Raw genomic sequence first — 22545 nt, 5'->3', positions numbered from 1 at the left:
CGTGCGCCTAAAATTCGTCATTTGGACGCCCGGTCGTCGACCGGTGTCATCCAGTAGGCGGACAAGGGTAATCTTCGACGATCGAGCGGTTTATCCCAATAACTCCCGAACTGCGTAAACCGAATGAGGGGCCATGAAAGGACGCGTGCTGGTCGTCGACGACGACGCCGCTCTCGCCGAGATGCTCGGTATCGTGCTGCGCGGGGAGGGCTTCGAACCCTCCTTCGTCTCCGACGGTGACAAGGCGCTGGACGCGTTCCGCGACACCCGTCCGGACCTGGTCCTGCTCGACCTGATGCTGCCCGGCGCGGACGGGATCGACGTCTGCCGCCGCATCCGGGCCGAGTCCGGGGTGCCGATCGTCATGCTGACGGCCAAGAGCGACACCATCGACGTGGTGCTCGGGCTGGAGTCGGGGGCCGACGACTACATCGTCAAGCCCTTCAAGCCCAAGGAGCTCGTCGCCAGGGTCCGCGCCCGGCTGCGCCGCACCGACGAGCCGACGCCGGAGATCCTGCAGATCGGCGACATCACGATCGACGTCGCCGGGCACTCGGTCAAGCGGGAGGAGGAGACCATCAACCTCACCCCGCTGGAGTTCGACCTGCTGGTCGCCCTCGCCAGGAAGCCGCGCCAGGTCTTCACCCGCGAGGTCCTGCTCGAACAGGTCTGGGGCTACCGCCACGCGGCCGACACCCGCCTGGTCAACGTGCACGTCCAGCGGCTCCGGGCGAAGATCGAGAAGGACCCCGAGCACCCCGAGATCGTCGTGACGGTCCGCGGGGTCGGCTACAAGGCCGGGCCGGCCTAGCCGCCGACCTCCCCCGGACCCCGAGATGCCTCCCGCACCGAAGAAACGCCGTCGCACCCCGCGCCAGCTGCTGCGGGGTGTGCGGCGCCGTACCCGGCGCGTGGCCGGCCGGGCGCGCCGCGTCCTGTGGCGCTCGCTCCAGCTGCGCGTGGTCACCAGCACGATGGTCATCTCCATCGTGGTCGTCGCCGTGCTCGGCGTCTTCCTCATGCAGCAGATCATCAGGACCACCCTGGAGACCAGGGAGAGCGCGGCCAAGAGCGAGGCGCAGGCCGACAGGAACGCGGTGCTCGGCTATCTCAACCAGCCGGCGGCCGAGGCCGCCAAGCAGCCCGTCGACCCGGGCCAGGAGGCGCAGGCCGCCGGGGGCAGCCCGCTCGGCCAGGCCACCGAGGCGCTCGCGCGGCGCGCGGGCTCGGCCAGCCGCTACTCGGTGATCATCCGTAACGAGAACCTGCCCGGGGCCTTCTACGGGACCACCGACATCGACCCCCGCAGCATCCCGGCCAGGCAGCGCGAGGAACTGTTCAAGAAGGCGGCCGGCGAGGACAGCACCTGGTACACCCCGCTGTACTACAAGGGGCAGCCCGAGCAGCCGGTGCCCGGCATGATCATCGGCACCCGCCTCGACTCGTCGTACGAGATCTACCACCTGGTCCCGCTGGACAAGGAGGAGCGGACCCTCGCCTCGGTGCAGCAAATGATCATCCTCGTCGGCGCCGGTCTCGTGCTGCTGCTCGCCGCGATCTCCTCCCTGGTCATCCGCCAGGTCGTCACGCCGGTCCGGCTGGCCAGGCAGGCCGCCGAGCGGCTGGCCGCCGGGCGCCTGGACGAGCGGCTGAAGGTGCGCGGGGAGGACGACCTGGCCCGCCTGGCCACCTCCTTCAACGAGATGGCCGCCAACCTGGCGCTGAAGATCCACCAGCTGGAGGAGCTCTCCCAGGTGCAGCGCCAGTTCGTCTCCGACGTCTCGCACGAGCTGCGCACCCCGCTGACCACCGTGCGGATGGCCGCCGACCTGCTCTTCGACGCCCGCGAGGACTTCGACCCGATGGCCGCCAGGTCGGCGGAGCTGATGCAGAACCAGCTCAACCGGTTCGAGGCGATGCTCGCCGACCTCCTGGAGATCAGCCGCTACGACGCGGGCGCGGCCGACCTCGACGTCGACTCGGTGGACGTCAGGGACGTGGTGCTGCGCGCCGTCGCCGACTCCGAGGCGCTGGCCGAGCGCCACTCCACCCGCTTCGACCTGCGCCTTCCCGGAGAGCCGTGCATGGCGGAGATGGACAGCCGCCGGGTCGAGCGCATCCTGCGCAACCTGCTGTTCAACGCGATCGAGCACGGCGAGGGCCGCGACGTCGTCGTCTCGGTCGCCGCCGACCGGGACGCGGTGGCGGTGGCCGTACGAGACCACGGGGTGGGGTTGAAGCCCGGCGAGGAGAACCTGGTCTTCGACCGGTTCTGGCGGGCCGACCCGTCCCGGGCGCGCACGATCGGCGGTACGGGCCTGGGGCTGGCCATCTCCCGCGAGGACGCCATCCTGCACGGCGGCTGGCTGCAGGCGTGGGGCTCGCACGGCGAGGGCTCGCAGTTCCGGCTCTCGCTGCCCAGGGTGGCCGGGGCGGTGCTCAGGGGCTCGCCCCTGCCGCTCGTACCCCCGGAGGTGGAGATGCGACGCACGTGGCGGGGGCACGTGACGCCGGTGCTGTCACCGGCGGTGGCCGACGGGGGACGCGATGCGGACTAGGACCGAACGGGCACGACGCGGGCCGTCGCGGTCCCGGGCCCGCGCGGGGCGACACGGGGCGGCGGGGAGAGGCGCTAGGAACGCGGGGACGGTGCTGCTGGCGATCGCCCTGGTCTGCGGGATGACCGCCTGCTCGGTCATCCCCACCGGCGGCAAGTCCGTCGTCGCCGTGGACAACGAGGGCAAGGGCAGCCCGCTGGGCGACCCGTACGCGCGGGTCATCGCCATGGCGCCGAAGGCCGACTGGTCGCCCGAGGAGGTCGTCACCGGCTTCCGCGCGGCCATGGCGAGCCTCGACGACTCCGGGTTCCAGGTGGCCCGCAAATACCTCACCGGCGACTTCGCCGCCAAGTGGAACCCGCACAGCGGCGTCACGGTCTACCGGCAGGGCGACTACGAGAAGTTCGCCCCCCTGCGGGACGAGGACAAGCAGGCTCAGGTCACGCTCAAGGGCACCAAGACCGCCATCATCGACCAGGACGGCCGGTACCGCCCGAGTGGCGGCCCGCTGAACCAGCCCTTCACCCTCGCCAGGGGAGCGGCCGGCGAGTGGCGCATCAGCGCGGCCCCCGACGGCCTCCTGCTGTCCGAGGCCGACGTCGCCCGCGGCTACCTGCCCGTGGACCTGTACTTCCTCGACTCCCAGTGGAAGGGGCTGGTGGTCGACCAGGTGCGGGTGCCGATCGACCCGGGCGCCAACTTCGCCAAGACGACGGTCGAGCGGCTGCTGCGGGGGCCGAGCAGCTCCCTCAAGGGCGCGGTGCGCACCGCCTTCGCCGACACCGAGCTCATCGACGTCACCATCGAGAACAACAGGGTCGTCGTCGACCTCACCAGACGCGTGGACTCCGACCTGATCGACCCGATGTCGGCCCAGCTCGCCGCGACCCTCGCCGCGCTCACCAAGGGCGGCTGGGGCTTCGAGGTCAAGGTGAACGGCGAGCCGTACTACCCCGACGCGCCGCTGCGGATCGACGCCCAGGAGCAGTCGAACTTCGACCCCTGGACGACCCCCGACGCCGTCTCCCCGTTCTATCTCGCCGACGGCGCGCTGCGGCTGCTGGACAAGGAGAACGTCGGACGGGTCGTGCCGGGCAGGGCCGGCCAGAAGGGGGTCGGGCTCACCCGCCCGGCGATCAGCGGCCAGCCCGTGCAGCAGGTGGCAGCGCTCTCCGGGGACGGCAGGAACATCTCCGTCGCGCCGCTCGTCGCGGGCGGCGAGTGGCGGGTGTGGGCCACGGGCGTCTCCCTAGCCCCGCCGACCTGGGACCGCTACCACACGCTCTGGACGGTCGACCGGCCCAACGACCACACCTCGATCATCAACCGGCACGACGGCGACAACAAGCACCGCTACCGGGTGTCCGCCCCCGACCTGGAGACGTTCCACATCGGGTCCCTGAAGATCGCGCGGGACGGCGTGCACGTCGCGGTGGTCGTCAGGGACGGGCTGGGCGAGCAGGTCCAGGTCGGCACCATCGTCGGGCAGCGGGAGAACACCCGCATCGCCAACCTCCAGACCGTGATCGACACCGACGGCAACCGGACGATCAAGGACATCGCCTGGAAGGACGGCAAGACCCTGTACGCGCTCACCGGCAAGTCGGAGCTGCTCGAAGCCTCGGTGACCGCCGCGACCAGGTCCCTGCCCTTCGACTCGCGGATCGAGAGCATCACCGCGCTGGACGGCACCCTGCTGGCCGGGGCCAGGGACGAGCAGGGCGCCCGGCAGGTCCTGTTCTGGAACTCCACCAAGTGGGAGCCGCTGGTCAAGAACGAGACCGGGACCACGGACTTCACCGAGAACGGCCCCTCCTCCCCGGCCTTCCCCCTGGGCTGAACCGCCCGCGTCGAGGAGCCGGCCCCCCATGGCACGGCCGGCCCGGCCCGCGGACTCGCCGGGCGAGCGGGTCCTGCGGGACGCGCTCGCCCGGCGAGCGACCCGTGTTCCGGCGGTACGCGGTTCGGAACGTGTCGCCTTGGCACCGGGTCGTGTCGGTTGGCTCGCCCGGTGGCGTGCGGGTTTTCGGGGAGTGGTCCGTGTTCCGGTGGTGCGTGGTTCGGGAGGCGTCGTCTTCGTGCCGGGGGAGTCCTCGTGCTTCGGCGGTGCGTGGTTCGGAACGTGTCGCCTTCGCCCTGGGTCGAGGCGTTTTTTCAGCCGGCCGCCCCGGCTCCGGGCGGACCCGGCCGCGGTCTCCCGGCGGGCACCGAACCCCCCTCCGGTACTCTGGACTGGGCTTTTTGTCGGTGCCATCTGAAACCTTGGATCCGTGACGACCGCCATGCTCGACCTGATCCTGCCGCCCCGCTGCGCCGGATGCGACGCGCCGGGCGCCCTCGTCTGCCCCCGATGCGCGGCGGAGCTTCACGGAGCGCCCGCCTCGCGGATGCCCGATCCCGCTCCGCCCGGCCTGCCCGAGTGCTGGTCGGCGGCCGAATACACCCCCGCCGTGCGGCGGGCGATCATCGCCTACAAGGAGCGCGGCCGCACCGCCCTCGCCCCTCCCCTGGCCGGGGCCCTGGCCCTGGCGGTCGCCACGGCGGCCGGAGAGCGGCCGGTGCTGCTGGTGCCGGTGCCCAGCGCCCGCCCGGCCCTGAGGCGCCGCGGGCACGACCCGGTGGTCCGGCTCGCGGGGCTGGCGGCCGGTTACCTCCGTCAGGCCGGATGGCCCGCGAGCGTGGCGCGAGTCCTCACCCAGCGCCGCCGTGTCGCCGACCAGGCGGGCCTGAGCTCCCTCCAGCGGGCCGCGAACCTGTCCGCCGCCTTCACGGTCACGGTCGGCCGAAACGCGCCTGTGCCGCGCTCCTGGGGCGGTACGGAGGCGATTGTGCTGGTCGACGACGTCGTCACCACCGGTGCGACGCTCGCCGAGGCCGCCAGGGCGATGCGCGAGGCGGGGGTGACGCCCTCCCTCGCCGCCACGGTCGCCGCGACACGCCGAAGATCCAAATCCGGTGATCGTTACGGAGGGTGAGACGGCGGCCCGCTCCCGGTCTCACCCGGGAGCCACACCTCACTGTCCTGACGGTGCTCTCCGGGCTGCTCAACGAACACCGGAGGCCTTCCCCCGCAACGCCCCGACCGGCGGGCACGGGCGGCCCGAGAGCCGTTTGCCCGGCCGTGAATTACGCAAAGTGATCCTTTGGCCGATCGTCAGGCTGACATTCGGCCGTGATGCGGATAGCGTCTGAGCCATGGCACCCGCTCGGGTCCGTGGTTGCACCGGACCGACCTCCTTCGGGAGGCCGGCCCGGCTAGCCGATGCCAGCCGCAGGCCAAACGGTCCACGTAAGACGACTTTTCGTCGATCGATCACGGTGCGGCTTAGAGGTAAGTCCTGCCTTCCCAAGGAGCCAGATGTTCCTTGCCAGAAGAGAAGGGCATGTAGTGGCAAAGAGCTGCGAAACCCTCAGCAGGCGGATGTGGGGACGAAGACCAGGTCGGCCGAGCGGGTGTCGCAATACCACCGTCGAGATTCGAAGGGGGGCTGTGCATGGAGATCATCGTCAAGGGTCGGCACACCGGAGTGAGTGACCGATTCCGTGACCACGTGAACACCAAGCTGGCCAGGATCGAGCGTTTGGACCACAAGCTCATTCGCGTTGACGTGGAGGTGTCCAAGGAAAGTAATCCCCGTATCGTCGACCAGCGAGAGCGAGTCGAGCTCACCATCCACTCACGTGGTCCCGCGGTCCGGGCGGAGGCTTCGGCCGACGACCGTTTCGCCGCCCTTGACATCGCACTCGGCAAACTCGAAGGACGGCTGCGGCGCCTCGCCGATCGCAGGAAGATCCACCACGGGAACCACTGCCCGCCGTCGGTCGCGGAACTGACGGCCACCGCGCTCGCCGAGTCGTTCGAGAGCGCCCCGGCCAAGTTGCTCACGGAGCAGTCACCGGCCGACTTCCAGGCCGAGACGGACGTTCCGGAGGACGAGAGCATCATCCCGATCCAGATGGATGGTGACGGGCCTCTGATGGTCAGGGAGAAGTTCCACGAGGCCGATCCGATCACGGTCGATCAGGCACTTCTTGAGATGGAACTGGTGGGGCACGATTTCTATCTCTTCCGTGACAAGGAGAGCGGGCAGCCAAGCGTCGTATACCTCCGACAGGGGTACAACTACGGCGTGCTGCGGCTCGTTGAGCCCTGACGAACGCGTTCGAAGATCCTCTCCGACCAACCGAGGACCATGAAACCCGTGTAATCATGGCGGTCCACCGGCTCTGGCCCCCCGAGGAGGAGGCGTGACGGAACCCGACGACGCAACCGGCCCGACCGGACGCGGCGAACCGATTCGCGTGCTGATCGTTGACGATCACGCGCTGATCCGCCGCAGCCTGGAGATGGCGCTGGCAGCGGAGACGGACATCGAGGTTGTCGGCGAGGCGAGCGACGGGCAGGAAGCGGTCGAACTCGCCGACCGCCTCACTCCGGATGTCATGCTCATGGACGTCCGGATGCCCCGGAGGAGCGGTATCGAGGCCACTCGTGAGATCAAGGCCTCGGTGCCGAGCACGCGGATCATCATGTTGACGGTGAGTGACGAGGAGGAGGATCTCTTCGAGGCGATCAAGGCGGGTGCCACCGGCTACCTGCTGAAGAACGTCCAGCTCGACGAGGTCCCGGAGGCCGTCCGCGGCGTCCACGAAGGACAGTCGCTGATCAACCCGGCGATGGCCGCCAAACTGATCAGCGAGTTCGCCAACATGAGCCGCAAGGAGGCCGAGCGGCCCCCGCAGCTCCCCGTTCCGCGCCTTACCGAGCGGGAGATGGAGGTGCTTCGCCTCGTGGCGAAGGGGATGAACAACCGCGAGATCGCCAAGCAGTTGTTCATCTCGGAGAACACCGTGAAGAACCACGTCAGAAACATCCTGGACAAGCTTCAGCTTCACTCCAGGATGGAGGCGGTGGTCTACGCGGTCCGCGAGCGGATGCTTGAGATCACCTGAGACGTAGCCGGTGCGGTGACCGTCTGACGGTCACCGCACTCCGGTACGTCCAGGGGCGGCTCCGGCCCGGTCTCCCGGCTCGGCATTCCGGCCGGGCACTCCGATCAGGCGCCTTGACGCCGGTGTTCCGGCCCGGCCTCCTGAGCCGGTGTTGCGGCTCGGGAGACGGCTCAACCGAGCAGAAGCCCTCAGGCTCGGGAAGCGTCCCGGTTCAGGGCGTCCTGGAGAGGGCCGGCCAGGAGGGGATCGACGCGCTCGACCCGGACGGCCTCGCAGCCGACCCAGCTCGCGGCCTCCCGGAGGGCGTCGGCGAGCGAGGCGGCACCCCTGCCCGGCGCGACGCCGGGTTCTAGGCTCACCTGGCGGGCCACCAGCGTCGCCCCCTCGCGGGCCGGGTCGATCCGGCCGATCAGCCTGCCCCCGGCCAGCACCGGCATCGTGAAGTAACCGTGGACGCGCTTCTCCTTGGGCACGTACGCCTCAAGACGGTGGTTGAAGCCGAACACGCGGGCGGTGCGGGCGCGGTCCCAGACGAGGGAGTCGAACGGGGAGAGCGGGGTCGTGCGGTGGCGGCCCCTGGGCTCGGTCTCCAGCGCGGCCGGGTCGGCCCAGGCGTCGGCGGCACGCTCGGGCCACCCCGCGACGCGGACGGGCACCAGCCCGGTGGAACCGTCGAGAAGGCACCTGTCGAGCAGCCGCGCCTCGGGCGCCTTCAGGCGCAGGAAGTCGACGAGGTCGGCGCGGGTGGCCACGCCGAGCGCGACCCCGGCGATCCCGGCGAGGCGGGTGACGCACTCGGCGTCGGAGAGGTCCTCGGCCAGCAGGTCCGCGGGGACCGCGCGCTCGGCCAGGTCGTAGACGCGTCGCCAGCCCACCCTGCGCGTGCAGACGACCTCGCCGGTGTCGAGCAGCCACTCAATGGCGATCTTGGAGTCGGACCAGTCCCACCACGGGCCGCCCTTCTTGGCGCCGCCGATGTCGGCGGTGGTGACCGGGCCGCTCTCGCGGACCAGGTTCAGCACCTTGCCGACGCTGTCGGGCACCTCGTGCCAGCGGAACTTCCTGGCGCGGAAATACCTCCGCCTGAAGGCGTACAGCGCCCAGTCGCCGATCGGGAGGATGCAGGCGGCGTGACACCAGTACTCGAAGGCCCGCGCGGGCTCGTCCCAGTAGGCCCGCTCGACCTCCTGCCTGCCGACGGCGCCGAGGCGGGCGTACGCGACCAGCTCGTGGGAGCGGGCCAGCACGGAGATCGTGTCGAGCTGGACGGCCCCGAGGCGGCGCAGGGTCGCGGGGGCGCCGCCCCGCCGGGCCTCAGCGCCCAGGAACCCCTGGGCGCGCAGGATGACGCGACGGGCCTCGTCGGAGGAAAGAGAGAGTTGCATGACCGCCCCAGGGGGAGACAACACGTCGTGGCCGAGGCTAGCGCCTGACACCGACGAAAAGGCTACGCCGGTGTCAGGCTGTCCGCAGCCGGGATCAACCGGGGTGAGTCACGTTGAACGTGACGCCTCGTCGACGGGGACGGCCGAGGGAGACCGGGGACGACCGGGGGCGACCGGGGGCGGGTGAGCCCGTCGAGCCGGGGGCCGGTCGGTCCGGTCGGTCCGGCCGGCCGGGTCAGTCCGGTCAGTCCAGGACGCCTCGGCTGGTTCCACCGCTCATCTCGCGAGGGGCCTCCAGGACGATGTCCTGGAAGACGCGGAAGACCAGCATGAGGACGCCGCCCATGACGCAGACCGCCGTGCCCATCAGGAAGACGAACCAGTTCGGGCCCAGGCAAAGGGCGACCCCCGCGATGGTGAAGCCCAGCAGGATCACGGTCACCGCCAGCCATGACGACGCCCGGCCCCCGTGGCCGCCGGAGCCCTGGTGGACCGCGGGGCCGCCGTCGCCCCCTCCGGCCTCGTGGGTACCGCCAGTCGTCTGACGCGTGTCCTCCGCCATCACGGCTTCTCCTCCCAGGCACGGCGACGCGCCCGCGAAGGATCCATCGAGGGCGTGGCAAAGGGCGACATACCCTCTGAAGCTGGTCCTACTCTCTCAAAGAAGCGGGCAAGGAACTCCATGGGCCACAAGAGCGTCTTTCAGGGTGGCTGTGTCTGGTGGCGGAACCGCCTACGATGGCAGCGGAGAACCATGTCTCGTCCTCAGCCGGGCCGGTCCGGCCGCGGAAGACCTGCGAGGAGCTTTACCTAAAGTGCCAGCCTTTCTCGATAGAATTCTTCGCGCCGGCGAAGGCAAGCTTCTGCGCAAGCTCAAGCGGATCGCCGACCAGGTCAACTCCATTGAAGACGACTTCACGAGCTTGACCGACGCCGAGCTTCGCGCGCTCACCGACGACTACAAGCAGCGCTACGCCGAGGGCGAGTCCCTCGACGACCTGCTTCCCGAGGCCTTCGCCACCGTCCGCGAGGCGTCCCGGCGGGTGCTGGGCAAGCGCCACTTCGACGTGCAGATCATGGGCGGGGCCAACCTGCACATGGGCAACATCTCGGAGATGCGCACCGGTGAGGGCAAGACCCTCACCTGTACGCTGCCCACCTACCTCAACGCCATCTCGGGCAAGGGCGTCCACGTCATCACGGTCAACGACTACCTGGCCAAGCGTGACGGCGACGAGATGGGCCGCATCCACCGCTTCCTCGGTCTCGAGGTCGGCGTGATCCTGGCCAACATGCCCGCCGACGAGCGTCGCAAGCAGTACAACGCCGACATCACGTACGGCACGAACAACGAGTTCGGCTTCGACTACCTGCGCGACAACATGGCGTGGTCGCTGGAGGAGTGCGTCCAGCGCGGTCACCACTTCGCCGTCGTCGACGAGGTCGACTCGATCCTCATCGACGAGGCCAGGACGCCGCTGATCATCTCCGGTCCCGGCGAGCAGTCCGGCAAGTGGTACGCCGAGTTCGCCAAGATCGTCCCCCGGCTCCGCAGGGGCACCGAGGGCAAGGACGGCGAGGAGAACACCGGCGACTACGCCGTCGACGAGAAGAAGCGCACGGTCGGCATCTTCGAGTCCGGCGTGGAGAAGGTCGAAGACTGGCTGGGCATCGAGAACCTCTACAAGCCCGAGCACACCCACCTGGTCGGCTTCCTCAACAACGCGCTGAAGGCCAAGGAGCTCTACAAGAAGGACAAGGACTACATCGTCGTCGAGGGCGAGGTCCTGATCGTCGACGAGTTCACCGGTCGAGTCCTGCACGGCCGCCGCTACAACGAGGGCATGCACCAGGCCATCGAGGCGAAGGAAGCCGTCAAGATCAAGGACGAGAACCAGACCCTCGCCACGATCACGCTGCAGAACTACTTCCGCCTCTACGAGACGCTCTCCGGCATGACCGGCACCGCGGCGACCGAGGCCAACGAGTTCCACCAGACCTACAAGCTCGGCGTCGTCCCGATCCCGACGAACCGGCCGATGGTCCGCAAGGACCAGGCCGACGTGGTCTACAAGACCGAGGACGCCAAGTTCATGGCGACCGTCGAGGACATCAAGGAGCGCTACGAGCGGGGCCAGCCGGTGCTGGTCGGCACCACGAGCGTCGCCAAGTCCGAGCGCCTGGCCAAGGAGCTCAAGCGCAAGGGCGTCAAGCACGAGGTCCTCAACGCCAAGAACCACGCCCGTGAGGCGGCGATCATCGCCGAGGCGGGCCGCAAGCACGCCGTCACCGTGGCCACCAACATGGCCGGTCGAGGCACCGACATCATGCTCGGCGGCAACCCCGACTTCCGCGCCGACCTGGAGCTGCGCGCCCGCGGCCTCGACCCGGTCGAGACCCCGGAGGAGTACGACAAGGCCTGGGGCGAGGCGCTGGAGAAGGCCAAGGCGGCCGTGCAGGCCGAGCACGACGAGGTCACCGACCTCGGCGGCCTCTACGTCCTGGGCACCGAGCGGCACGAGTCGCGGCGCATCGACAACCAGCTCCGCGGTCGTTCCGGCCGTCAGGGCGACCCGGGCGAGTCGCGCTTCTACCTCTCGCTCGAGGACGACCTCATGCGCCTGTTCAACTCGGCCAGGGTCGAGATGATCATGACGCGCCTCAACATCCCCGACGACGTCCCGATCGAGTCGGGCATCGTCTCCAAGGCCATCGCCTCCGCCCAGCACCAGGTCGAGCAGCAGAACTTCGAGATCCGCAAGAACGTTCTGAAGTACGACGAGGTCATGAACCGGCAGCGCAAGGTGATCTACGCCGAGCGTCACCGGGTGCTGGAGGGCGCGGACCTGCACGAGCAGATCCGCGGCTTCGTCAACGACGTGATCGACGAGTACATCGCGGGCGCCACCTCCGAGGGATTCGCCGAGGAGTGGGACCTCGACAAGCTGTGGAAGGCCCTCGGCCAGCTGTACCCCATCAGCGTCACCGCCGAGCAGCTCATCGAGGAGGCCGGGAGTCGCGAGGAGCTGACCGCCCAGTTCCTCACCGAGAAGGTGAAGGCCGACGCGATGGCCGCCTACGACCGTCGCGAAGAGGAGATCAACGCCCAGGCCATGGACCCGGAGGGCATGCGGGTGCTGGAGCGCCGCGTCATCCTGTCGGTCCTCGATCGCAAGTGGCGCGAGCACCTCTACGAGATGGACTACCTCCAGGAGGGCATCGGCCTGCGCGCGATGGCCCAGCGCGACCCGCTGATCGAGTACCAGCGCGAGGGCTTCGAGATGTTCTCCCAGATGCTCGAGGGCATCAAGGAGGAGTCGGTCGGCTACCTGTTCAACCTCGAGGTCGAGGTGCAGAGCAACCCGATCGTCGAGGAGCACGACCACTCCGAGGACGCCGCGATCGCGGAGACCCGCTCGATCATCGCTCGCGGCCTGCGCGGCCCGCAGCGTCCCACCGAGCTGGAGTACACCGCTCCGGGCGAGAGCGGCGAGGTGGAGCACACCCGGATCAGCACCAAGGCCGAGCGTGACGCGTACGGCAACGTCGAGCGCAACGCGCCGTGCCCCTGCGGTTCCGGCAAGAAGTACAAGCGCTGCCACGGCGACCCCAAGCACGTCGAGGTCTGACCGCCACCGGAGGGCCCGCACCACGCACGGTGCGGGCCCTCCGGCGTGTCCGGGCCTCGCCGCCTCGCGCCGCCTCGTCGTCCGCTCGGTCGCTGGCGCGGCCCGGTGACCGGTGAGTGTCCGAGGCGCCGCGGTCGCGGGGGACGAGCGCGACCGGCCGGGTGACGGCTCTAAACGGCAGGTCGGAGGCCGTTCAGGGGCGAGCGGGCGCGGTCCGGTGGCCGGCCCGTACGGGACGCGGGTCGGGGGTGGTCTCGAACTCGGTGCACAGCCACCGCACGCCCCTGCGTTCCAGCCTCAGCGCCAGGACGCGCGAGCGGTCGCCACAGTCGACCACGGCGCACATCTCCACCACCCCGTCCTCCGGCTGGGAGACGTGGGCCCGGCCCACCCGGGGCGGGCGGGTGCTGGTGATGATCTTCCCGCTCCGCGCCAGCTCGGCCTGGACCCTTCCGGTCAGGTGGCAGGAGACGCTCGCCGGAGGGCGCCTGCCGGACAGGATCTCGGCGACGGCCTGCGCGAGGGCCCGCAGCCGCCGCTCGTCGGGGACCGCGCCGGGCGGGCCCCAGACCGGCGATCTCCCGGCGGAGGGGCCCGGCGCCCCGGGATCGAGGGCGAGGGCGAGGGTGCCCTGCACGTACGGCGGCATGGCCGGGGTGTCACCGGCGGGGCGGTCGTCGTCGTAGGGCGGCTCGGCGGTGGGGGAGGGCGCGATCCTGGGGAGGGATGCCGGGCGTCGTGGGGGCGACATGGGAACTCCGATGTGCTCGGCTTGAGTGGAAGAACTGACACATCAGGGAGTTTCCGGCCCTCCGTCCAGATACGTCGCCCGCCAACTTCCCGGAAATCCTGGTCGCTTCGCCCTGTTGGGCGGAGAAGGTGACCTCGGGTTGGAGCGGTCGGTCCCGCGAGGGGGCGGGTTGTGGCCAGAGCCGCGATCTCCGGCGGACGGCCGAAACCGCTCGGCGCGCCTTCCGGGTGGAGACCGGCCCGGATGGAGGTCGCTCCGGGAGAGGCCGGCTTGGGGGGCGCGAGGCGCGCCCTCCGGGTGGAGGCCGGCTCAGGTGGAGGTCGGCTCGGGGGGAGACTTGGGGAGAGACTCGGTGGGAGAGGGGCGTGCCTCTCCGGTGGGGGAGGGGTCGGTGTCCGTCCTGCCGCGCGCCGGGGGTGAGGGCTCGCCGGAGTCGACGTCGGGCTCGGGCTCGCGGCCAGGGGTCATGATGTTCAGCTTCCTGATCAGGAAGCTGAACACGGTGTAGTAGATCACCGCGTAGACCAGCCCCATCGCGATGATGATCGGTACGCCCCGGGCGTTGGGCGCGGTCCCGTACAGGCCGAGGTCGATGAGCCCGGAGGAGAAGCTGAAGGCGAGTTTGACGTCCAGCGCGGAGGCGAGGGCCATGGAGACGCCGGTCAGCAGGATGTGGATGACGAACAGGACCGGCGCCACGAAGATGAAGGCGAACTCGATCGGCTCGGTGATCCCGGTGAGGAACGCGGTGAGCGCCGCGGAGATCATGATCGAGCCGACCGCGGTGCGCCGGTGCGGCGGCGCGGCCCGCCAGATGGCGATCGCGGCGGCGGGCAGGCCGAACATCAGGACCGGGTAGAAACCGGCCTCGAAGCCGCCGTAGCCGACGGCGCCGTTGTTGAAGCAGATCAGGTCCCCGGCGAGCTTCTTGCCGTCGACCACGCACTCGGGGACCTGGGTCCAGATCACGTTGTTGACGATGTGGTGCATGCCGAGCGGGAGCAGGGCGCGGTTGATCATGCCGTAGATCCCGGCGCCGAGCTCGCTGTTGGAGGCGAGCCAGGTCCCCGAGGCGCGCACCCAGCCGCCGAGCACCGGCCAGACGAAGCCGAGGAGCACGCCGATCACGAGCCCGGCGAAGGCGGTGAGGATCGGCACCAGGCGGCGCCCGCCGAAGAAGGCCAGCCAGGTCGGCAGCTTGGTGCGGTGGTAGCGCTGCCAGAGCAGCGCCGAGACCAGGCCCATGACGATGCCGCCGAGCACCCGGGTCGGGTTCTGCGCGCCCAGGTTCAGGACCGCGTCGGGGACGCCGGGGGTGGCCCTGTCGAACACCTCCGTGGTGATGGACTGCCTCAGGTCGGCGTCGAAGAGGATGAAGAACATGTTCATGCTGACGGCGTGGAAGACCAGGTAGCCGACGAGCGCGGCCAGGGCGGTGGAGCCGTCGGCCTTGCGGGCGAACCCGATGGCGACGCCGATCGCGAACAGGATGGGCAGGTTGTCGAACAGGGCGCCGCCCGCGGTGCCGACGACGCGGGCCACGTCGTCGAGCAGGGCGCTGTCGGTCCGGCCCAGGAGGTCGTCCTGCCCGAGCCTGAACAGCAGGCCCGCGGCGGGCAGGACCGCGATCGGCAGCATCAGGGAACGTCCCAGGCGCTGGAGCACGCCCATCGCGGCGGAGCCGGACGACTGGGCGGCGGGCAGGCCCGCGTCCGCCGAGGAAGGGCTCATCGGGCTTTCCTCCAGGGGCTGGAAGGGAGGAGGGCTGCGAAGGGGGCGGTCGCGCGGGACCGGACGGGACGTGACGGCGGCGGTGCGGAGCCGGGCGGTGATCGGAACGGGCTGGTGGAGAGTGTGGCCGGAGCGGGTGAGGCGCCGGTGGAGCCGGGCGGTGATCGGAGCGGGCGGGCCGTGGTCGCGGCCGGAGCGGGTGAAGGGCCGGGGGGCGGTGATCGGAGCGGGTGGGTCGCGGTCGGAGCGGGTGAGGCGCCGCCGGGGCCGGGTGGTGGCCGGAACGGGCGCGGCGGGCAGGACGTGGTCGGGCGGGCGGGCATCGGGATCAGGCGCGGCGGGCCGGTATCTCCAGGATCGTACGGAGCTGGTAGCGGTCGGCGCGATAGGTGGACACCCCGAGTTCGGCGCAGACACCTCCCGCGAAGGAGCGCCGCTGGAGCAGCAGCACGGCCCCGCCGCGCGGTAACTTCAGCAGGTCGGCGTCCCCGGGGTCGGCGATGCCGCCGTCGATGGTGAGCTCGCCGGCGTCGAGCACCAGGCCGTAGCGGGTCTCCAGGAGGGCGTACAGGGAGCGGCCCGTCAGGTCGTGGGTGTCGAGGTCGGGCGCGAGGGAGACGGGGATGTGGGCCCGCTCGATGCACATGGGCTCGTCGGCCGCGGTCCGCAGCCGCTCGATGAAGTGAACCTCGTCACCCGGCTGGATGCCGAGTTCCCTGGCCAGGTGCGCGCTCGCCCTGACCACCCGCCGGTCCAGGTCGCGGGAGCCGGGTTCCATGCCCCTGGCGCGCATCTCGTCGCTGAAGGAGGTGAGCCGCAGGGACATCTCGATCTTGGGGCGGGCCACGAACGTGCCCTTGCCCGCCACCCGCTGGAGCCTGCCCTCGGAGACCAGGTGGTCCACGGCCTGCCGGACGGTCATGCGGGACAGCCCGAAGCGCTGGCACAGCTCGCGTTCGGACGGGATCGCCGTGCCGATCGCCAGCTCGTTGTTCTCGATGAGATCGAGCAGGATCTCCCGGAGCTGGAAGTATTTGGGCACCGGGCTGTCCGGATCGATCTGGGCCACAGGATCCTCCCCCCTCGATCTGAGATGTCGCATGAGTTATGGTTCGTACTGGTCTAGTCCGGACTAGACCACAGGCCGGAAAAGGGTGTCAACGTACGGACCGGAGACGGATCGATAACGGCCCGGTCTCGTCCGTCCGAACCGAAGGATGAGCGCGAGATGACGACCAAGATGCGCAGCGAGATCGCCGAGCAGCCCGCCGCGCTGCGAGCCACGCTCGACGCCCTCCTCCCCAGGATCGGGGAGGTGGAGCGGCTCGCGGGGCAGACCCGCCAGCTGCTGTTCATCGCCCGTGGCACCTCCGACAACGCCGCAGTCTACGGTCGCTACCTGGCTGAGGCCCACACGGGCAGGCTCTCCACCCTCGCCGCTCCCTCGATCGCGACGACCTACCGGCGCAGGCTGGACCTCGACGGCGTCCTTGCCGTCGCCCTGTCCCAGTCGGGCAGGACCGAGGAGATCGTCGAGACCCTCGCGTGGGCGAAGGACTGCGGGGCCAAGACCGTGGCCATCACCAACGGCGGCGAGCAGAGCCCCCTGGCCCAGGCCGCGGACCTCGCCCTGTGCACGGTCGCGGGCGAGGAGAAGGCCGTCCCGGCCACCAAGACCTACACCACCCAGCTCGCCGCGCTCGCCGTGCTGGCCCTCGGGCTCGGCGCGAACGTCGACGCCGCCGACCTGCAGCGGGTACCGGACGCGGTCGAGAAGCTGGTCGGCGACCCGGGTGACCTGGAGGCGATCGTCGAGGGCCTGGCCGACAAGCCGGGCGTCGTGGTCTCCGGCCGGGGACTCGCCTTCTCCACCGCGCTGGAGCTGGCGCTCAAGCTCAAGGAGGCGTGCTACCTGCACGCCATGGGCCTGTCGTACGCCGACCTGCTGCACGGCCCGATCGCCGTGGTCGACGAGGACACCCCGGCCATCCTGGTCGCGGCGGGCGAGGGCCCGACCCTGGCCGGCACCGTGGCGCTCGCCGAGCGGGTGACGGGCGCGGGCGCCTCGGCCTACACGGTCGGCGGCGGCACCGCCCTGTCCTCGGTCTCCACCGCTGCGCTGAACGGCCCCGACCTTCCCGAGTGGGTCGCCCCGCTGGGCCTCATCGTCCCCGGTCAGCTGCTCACCGAGGCGCTCGCGCGGCGGCTGGGGATCGACCCCGACGCCCCTCGCGGTCTCAACAAGGTGACGCAGACCGACTGATCGCGACATGTCCTTTAGCCTGGTCATAGCCTTGGGAACAGGGTGATCACATCTGGAGGGCGACATGGCGGCCGACGCCGACGCGATCATCGCTGGACTCGGTGGTGCGGACAACATCATCGAGATCGAACCGTGCATCACCCGGCTGCGCACCGAGGTGCGCGACGCCTCCAAGGTCGACCAGGTGGCACTGAGGGCGGCCGGCGCGCACGGCGTGATGGCGGCGGGCAACGTCGTCCAGGTGGTGGTGGGTCCCGAGGCCGACACGATCGCCAGCGACATCGAGGACATCATGGGCTGAGCGGGGCCGGACGACGGCCGACGTCGGCTGATCAGGGCTGACGGGAGCCGGCGGAGGCCGACAGGGGCCGACAGGGACCGGCGAGGGCCGGCGAGGGCCGGCGAGGGCCGGCGAGGGCGGGGTGCGCCCGGGACGGCACACGCGGTCGGCCGGGCGCGCGGACGGGCCGTCCTCGCGGGCGGCGGCATGCCGAGGGGGGTGCGGTGACCACAGTTCTGGCACCGGTCGCGGGGGTGGCCGTGAGGCTCGGCTCGGTGCCCGACCCGGTCTTCTCCGAGGGGCTGGTCGGGCCCGGCATGGCGATCGAGCCGGACAGGGCGCCCGGCCGGGTGCTCTCTCCCATCGCGGGCACCATCGTCAAGCTGCACCCGCACGCGTTCGTGGTCGTCGGCGACGACGGCCGGGGGGTCCTCGTCCACCTGGGCATCGACACGGTCGAGCTCAGGGGTGAGGGGTTCGAGCCGCTGGTGGCCGAGGGCGACCGGGTGGGCGCCGGGCAACCGGTGGTGGCGTGGGACCCGGCCGGGATCGAGGCGGGCGGGCGCTGCCCGATCTGCCCGGTCGTGGCGCTGGACGCCGCCGCGGGCGCCGTCACCGGCCTCGCCACGGGGGCCGTCGACGCCGGTGACGAGCTTTTCGAGTGGAGCGATCCGGGCGATCCGGCCTGAGGTCGCTCGGGTCCGGTCACGAGGCGTCAGTGACGAGGCCGGGAGCCAAGAGCCGATCACGGGGCACCGGCGACGAGGCCGGGAGCCAAGAGCCGATCACAGGGCACCGGCCGCGAGGCCGGGAGCCGGGAGTGGGGAAGAGAGTGGGAACGACAGTGGGACCGCCCAGGAAAGCGGCGCTCTTCGATCTGGACGGGACGCTGATCAACAGTGAGCGGCGGAGCATGGCCGCGTGGTCGATGCTGCTCGACAACCACGGAGTGGTCCACGACGAGGTCGTGCTGCGCGGGTTCATGGGACGGCGCGGGCGCGACGTCCTGACCGAGAGGGCCCATCTCTTCCCCGGCAAGCGGATCGACGACCTGATCGAGGAGGCGTTCTCCTTCCACGACCATCCCGGCCTGCCCGACATCGTGCCGGTGCCCGGCGCCGCCGAGCTGGTCCGCAGGGTCGCGGCGTACGGTTCGCCGATCGCCGTCGTCACCTCCGCCGGCCGTGACTGGGCCGAGGAGCGGCTGGCGCAGGTCGGCATCCGCGACCTGCTGGAGACGATCGTCTCCGCCCACGACGTGACCGTGGGCAAACCGGACCCCGAGGGGTTCCTCCTCGCCGCCGCGCGCCTGTCGGTCGATCCGGCACACTGTGTGGCGTTCGAGGACTCCATCGCCGGGATCGCGGCGGCCAAGGCGGCGGGCATGGCGTGTGTGGGAATAGCGACCACGCACCCGGGCACTGAGCTGACCGGGGCCGATCTCGTGGTCGCGGACCTGACGGGGGTCGACTGGCCCCTGCCGACCATCAATGATCCCGCGGTCTAGACCGCGGGCGAACTTCCGGGAGGAACACGTGGCCGAGCGCCAAGTCACCGTCAAGTCGGAGGTCGGCCTGCACGCCCGGCCCGCCGCGACGTTCGTCCAGACGGCGGCCAAGGCGTCCCTGGACGTCACCGTCGCCAAGGCGGGCGGTGAGCCGGTGAACGCCAAGAGCATCCTGGCCGTCCTCTCCCTCGACGTCAGGGAAGGCGACACGGTGGTGATCAGAGCGGAGGGCGAGGGAGCCGACGAGCTTCTCGACCAGCTGGCGGCCATCGCGTCGGCGCCGTGAACACCCTCACCGGGGTGGGGGTGAGCCCCGGGGTCGGTGTCGGTCCCGCCCACGTGCTCGCGTACGAGGCGACCGTCCCGGCCCCGGGCTCCCGGCACGGCGGGACCGCCGAGGACGCCGCCGCGGAGCTGGCCCTGGCGGGGCGGGCGCTGGAGCGGGTCGCCGCCGACCTGGAGGGGCGGGGGGCCCGCGCCGGCGGTGAGGCCGGGGAGATCCTGGAGGCGCAGGCCATGATGGCCCGCGACCCCGGCCTGGCGGACGGCGTGGCCGCGCTGGTCGAGGCGGGCACCGCCGCGGCCCGCGCGGTCTACGAGGCGTTCGGCCACTACCGCGACATGCTCGCCGCCGCCGGAGGGTACCTCGGCGAGCGCGTCGCCGACCTGGACGACATCAGGGACCGCGCCATCGCGGTGATCGAGGGCCGTCCCCTGCCCGGCGTGCCCGAGGGCACCGGGGAGCCGTACGTCCTCGTCGCCCGTGACCTGGCGCCCGCCGACACGGCGCTGCTGTCTCCCGACGTGGTGGCGGCCTTCGTCACCGAGCAGGGCGGCCCGACCAGCCACACCGCGATCCTCGCCCGCGCCATGGGGGTGCCGGCCGTGGTGGCCTGCCCGGGGGCGACCTCGATCGCGCAGGGCACGCCGGTGCTGGTCGACGGGGCCTCCGGCCTCGTACGGCCCGCGCCCTCCGGCGAGGAGGTCCTCGAAGCGCGCAACGCCGCCGCGGCACGGGAGGCCGTGCTGGCCTCCGCCACGGGGCCGGGGACGACCGCCGACGGGCACGCCGTGCCGCTGCTCGCCAACATCGGCGGGCCCCGCGACGTGGCGGCCGCGCTGGAGCACGGGGCCGAGGGGGTCGGGCTCTACCGGACCGAGTTCCTCTTCCTCGACCGGGCCGAGGCGCCCTCGGCGGCGGAGCAGGAGGCCGCCTACCTGGAGGTGCTGGACGCCTTCCCCGGCGGCAAAGTGACCGTGCGGACGCTCGACGCGGGGGCCGACAAGCCCCTCGCCTTCCTGGCGCCGGGAGAGCACGAGCCCAACCCGGCGCTGGGGGAGCGGGGGCTGCGGCTGTTCAGGACACATCCGGAGATCATGGACACCCAGCTCGCCGCCCTGGCCGCGGCGGCCGCGCGCTCGACGGCGAGGCTCCAGGTGATGGCGCCGATGGTGGCCACCGCCGAGGAGGCCGCCTGGTTCGCCGACGCCTGCGACGCGGCGGGGCTGCCGTCCGCGGGAGTGATGGTCGAGATACCGTCGGCGGCCCTGCGCGCCTCCGACCTGGCCGTCCGGGCGGGCTTCCTCTCCGTCGGCACCAACGACCTGGCCCAGTACGCCCTCGCCGCCGACCGGCAGCTGGGGGCGCTGACCGGGCTCCAGGACGCCTGGCAGCCCGCCCTGCTCGACCTGGTCGCGCTGGCCGCGGCGGGCGCCGCCGGGCGCGGGAGGCCGTGCGGGGTCTGCGGTGAGGCCGCGGCCGACCCGGCCCTGGCCTGCGTGTTCGTCGGGCTCGGGATCACGTCGCTGTCGATGTCGGCTCCGGCGCTGCCCGCCGTACGGGCCGCGCTGTCGCGCCACACGCGGCAGCAGTGCCACCTGGCCGCCGACGCCGCGCGGGCCGCCTCCTCCCCGGAGGACGCGCGCGCCGAGGCGCGCTCGCACCTGCCGGGCCTTGCCGGACTGGCGCTGTGACGTGGGCGGACTTCCCTCATGGGTGACGTACGGGCCGGGAGGGCCGCCGGTGACCGGATGGACGCGCGGGCAGCGGGGCACGGACCCGGATAGCGTAAGCGGCATGGCTCGGTGGAGACGTGTGACGGGTATCGCAGTGATCGCGACGATGGCGGCCGGATGTGCCGGGACGGGGAGGAGCGCTCCGCCCGCGTCCGGTGCCACGCGGGCGGGAGAGACCTCCGCGAGCGCCGACGCGGCGGTACCCGCCAGGTCCTCCGAGGCGTCCGCCCCTCCCGCGGCCTCCGCGACGCTGGACGCGGCGGGGGTGGAGGGCGTGCTCGCCTCGATGAGCGTGGAGGAGAAGGTCGGCCAGCTCTTCATGCCCGTGCTGTACGGCCCGTCGGCCGACACGGTGTCGGGGGAGAACCAGGCGCGGTTCGGGGTGGACACCCCGGCGAAGATGGTCGCCCGCTACCGCCCCGGCGGGGTGATCCTCTTTCCCTGGGCGGGCAACGTCAAGAACGTCCGGCAGATCGTGGCGCTGACCAACGGGCTGCAGAAGGCGTCCCCCGAGATCCCGCTGCTGATCGGCACCGACCAGGAGAACGGCAAGGTCTCCCGCCTCGCCCCGCTGGTCACCCCCCTGCCGGGGGCGTCGGTGATCGGCGCGACCCGCGACGTCTCGCTGGCACGCAGGGCCGCGAAGGTGACCGGCACCGAGCTGCGCGCCCTGGGCGTCAACCTCGACTTCGCACCCGTCGCCGACGTCAACCTCAACCCGCGCAACCCGGTGATCGGCCCGCGCGCGTACGGCTCCGACCCCAAGAAGGTCGCGCCGATGGTCGCCGCCGCCGTGCAGGGCTTCCACGACGCGGGCATCGGGGCCACGGCCAAGCACTTTCCCGGCCACGGCGACACCGGTGTCGACAGCCACACCGGCCTGCCGGTGATCAAGCACTCCCGTTCCCAGTGGAACAGGCTGGACGCCCCGCCGTTCGCCGCCGCCATCGACAAGGACGTCGACGCGATCATGAGCGCGCACGTCGTGATGCCGGAGCTCGATCCCTCGGGCGACCCGGCCACCCTGTCCAAGCCGATCCTGACCGGGTTGCTCCGGGAGAAGCTCGGCTTCGACGGGGTCGTCTCGACCGACGCGCTGGACATGGCGGGGGTACGCAAGAAGTACAAGGACGGGGAGGTCGCGGTACGGGCGATCCAGGCCGGGGTGGACCTGCTGCTCATGCCGCCGGACTACCGCGAGGCCCACCGGGCGCTGCTGGCCGCGGTGGCGTCCGGGAAGATCTCCCGAGCCCGGCTCGACCAGTCCGTCCGGCGGCTGCTGAAGCTGAAGGCCGCTCGCGGCCTGCTGGACGAGGCGCCGATCGCCGACCCGGCGAAGGCCGAGCGGGTGCTCCGCTCGGCCGAGCACCTCAAGGTCGCCCGGCTCATCACCTCGAAGGCCCGCTGAGTCACCCCAGGGGCTCGCGGGCCTGCCGAGTCACCTCGGGAGCCCGCTGAGAAGGAGGATCAGG

19 protein-coding genes are annotated in these 22545 nt (G+C 71.3%); 14 read left to right on the top strand and 5 right to left on the bottom strand.

All coding sequences use genetic code 11. The features are described from left to right. Nucleotides 1-133 precede the first annotated feature (133 nt). The 6 genes from mtrA (at nt 134) to AC5L38_RS10845 (ending at nt 7511) form a co-directional block, all read left to right on the top strand. Nucleotides 134-811 (top strand): MtrAB system response regulator MtrA, encoded by a 678-nt coding sequence (mtrA, locus tag AC5L38_RS10870; RefSeq protein ID WP_030907316.1) that lies wholly within the window; start codon nt 134-136, stop codon nt 809-811. Nucleotides 812-836: 25 nt separating this feature from the next. Next, the gene (mtrB, locus tag AC5L38_RS10865) at nt 837-2558 is read left to right on the top strand and encodes an MtrAB system histidine kinase MtrB (protein WP_495242625.1); all 1722 of its coding nucleotides are present in this window, start codon (nt 837-839) and stop codon (nt 2556-2558) included. Between the two features lie 91 nt (nt 2559-2649). Beyond that, nucleotides 2650-4398, top strand: coding sequence for an LpqB family beta-propeller domain-containing protein (locus AC5L38_RS10860; RefSeq protein WP_495242624.1), 1749 nt, complete (start codon nt 2650-2652; stop codon nt 4396-4398). Nucleotides 4399-4828: 430 nt separating this feature from the next. Then, on the top strand, nt 4829-5533 hold the full coding sequence (locus AC5L38_RS10855; protein WP_495242623.1) for a ComF family protein: 705 nt from the start codon (nt 4829-4831) through the stop codon (nt 5531-5533). 519 nt (nt 5534-6052) lie between these two features. After that, a complete protein-coding gene (hpf, locus tag AC5L38_RS10850) occupies nt 6053-6712 on the top strand; it encodes a ribosome hibernation-promoting factor, HPF/YfiA family (RefSeq protein ID WP_495242622.1) in 660 nt (219 codons plus the stop codon). A gap of 94 nt (nt 6713-6806) precedes the next feature. Then, nucleotides 6807-7511: a response regulator transcription factor gene (locus tag AC5L38_RS10845; protein ID WP_329090540.1), complete on the top strand. Its 705-nt coding sequence runs from the start codon at nt 6807-6809 to the stop codon at nt 7509-7511. A gap of 188 nt (nt 7512-7699) precedes the next feature. Here AC5L38_RS10845 and AC5L38_RS10840 read toward each other — a convergent pair whose 3' ends face one another. Together AC5L38_RS10840 and AC5L38_RS10835 are read right to left on the bottom strand one after the other, a co-directional pair. Next, entirely contained in the window at nt 7700-8896 is a 1197-nt protein-coding gene (locus AC5L38_RS10840; protein WP_495242621.1) for a winged helix-turn-helix domain-containing protein, read from the bottom strand. A 244-nt stretch (nt 8897-9140) separates the two neighbouring features. Beyond that, entirely contained in the window at nt 9141-9458 is a 318-nt protein-coding gene (locus AC5L38_RS10835; RefSeq protein ID WP_495242620.1) for an HGxxPAAW family protein, read from the bottom strand. A gap of 253 nt (nt 9459-9711) precedes the next feature. On the opposite strand from AC5L38_RS10835, the gene secA reads away from it, so the two are divergent. Next, the gene (secA, locus tag AC5L38_RS10830; protein ID WP_495242619.1) at nt 9712-12525 is read left to right on the top strand and encodes a preprotein translocase subunit SecA; all 2814 of its coding nucleotides are present in this window, start codon (nt 9712-9714) and stop codon (nt 12523-12525) included. 193 nt (nt 12526-12718) lie between these two features. Here secA and AC5L38_RS10825 read toward each other — a convergent pair whose 3' ends face one another. From AC5L38_RS10825 to AC5L38_RS10815, 3 genes are all read right to left on the bottom strand, one after another. After that, nucleotides 12719-13276: an Rv3235 family protein gene (locus AC5L38_RS10825; RefSeq protein WP_495242618.1), complete on the bottom strand. Its 558-nt coding sequence runs from the start codon at nt 13274-13276 to the stop codon at nt 12719-12721. A gap of 309 nt (nt 13277-13585) precedes the next feature. Beyond that, on the bottom strand, nt 13586-15007 hold the full coding sequence (locus AC5L38_RS10820; RefSeq protein WP_495242617.1) for a PTS transporter subunit EIIC: 1422 nt from the start codon (nt 15005-15007) through the stop codon (nt 13586-13588). A 328-nt stretch (nt 15008-15335) separates the two neighbouring features. Next, nucleotides 15336-16076, bottom strand: a complete 741-nt coding sequence (locus AC5L38_RS10815; protein ID WP_362837563.1) for a GntR family transcriptional regulator — start codon at nt 16074-16076, stop codon at nt 15336-15338. Between the two features lie 159 nt (nt 16077-16235). On the opposite strand from AC5L38_RS10815, the gene AC5L38_RS10810 reads away from it, so the two are divergent. The 7 genes from AC5L38_RS10810 to AC5L38_RS10780 all read left to right on the top strand — a co-directional run bounded on the left by AC5L38_RS10810 (nt 16236) and on the right by AC5L38_RS10780 (nt 22481). After that, nucleotides 16236-17270, top strand: a complete 1035-nt coding sequence (locus AC5L38_RS10810) for an SIS domain-containing protein (protein ID WP_495242616.1) — start codon at nt 16236-16238, stop codon at nt 17268-17270. A gap of 64 nt (nt 17271-17334) precedes the next feature. Next, nucleotides 17335-17571, top strand: a complete 237-nt coding sequence (locus AC5L38_RS10805) for a PTS sugar transporter subunit IIB (protein ID WP_495242615.1) — start codon at nt 17335-17337, stop codon at nt 17569-17571. Nucleotides 17572-17774: 203 nt separating this feature from the next. Next, nucleotides 17775-18239: a PTS sugar transporter subunit IIA gene (locus AC5L38_RS10800; protein ID WP_495242614.1), complete on the top strand. Its 465-nt coding sequence runs from the start codon at nt 17775-17777 to the stop codon at nt 18237-18239. Nucleotides 18240-18382: 143 nt separating this feature from the next. Further along, complete coding sequence (locus AC5L38_RS10795; RefSeq protein ID WP_495242613.1) at nt 18383-19057, top strand: HAD family hydrolase; 675 nt, start codon at nt 18383-18385, stop codon at nt 19055-19057. 28 nt (nt 19058-19085) lie between these two features. Next, on the top strand, nt 19086-19343 hold the full coding sequence (locus tag AC5L38_RS10790; RefSeq protein WP_389916433.1) for an HPr family phosphocarrier protein: 258 nt from the start codon (nt 19086-19088) through the stop codon (nt 19341-19343). Beyond that, nucleotides 19340-21031, top strand: coding sequence for a phosphoenolpyruvate--protein phosphotransferase (ptsP, locus tag AC5L38_RS10785; protein ID WP_495242612.1), 1692 nt, complete (start codon nt 19340-19342; stop codon nt 21029-21031). The genes AC5L38_RS10790 and ptsP overlap by 4 nt, the downstream gene beginning before the upstream one ends. A 121-nt stretch (nt 21032-21152) precedes the next feature. Then, complete coding sequence (locus AC5L38_RS10780) at nt 21153-22481, top strand: glycoside hydrolase family 3 protein (protein WP_495242611.1); 1329 nt, start codon at nt 21153-21155, stop codon at nt 22479-22481. Nucleotides 22482-22545: the final 64 nt, after the last annotated feature.

The sequence above is a fragment of the Streptosporangium nanhuense genome, from assembly GCF_059358815.1.
The sequence above is the reverse complement of the archived record's forward strand: the minus strand, read 5'-3'. Positions and strand labels throughout refer to the sequence as shown.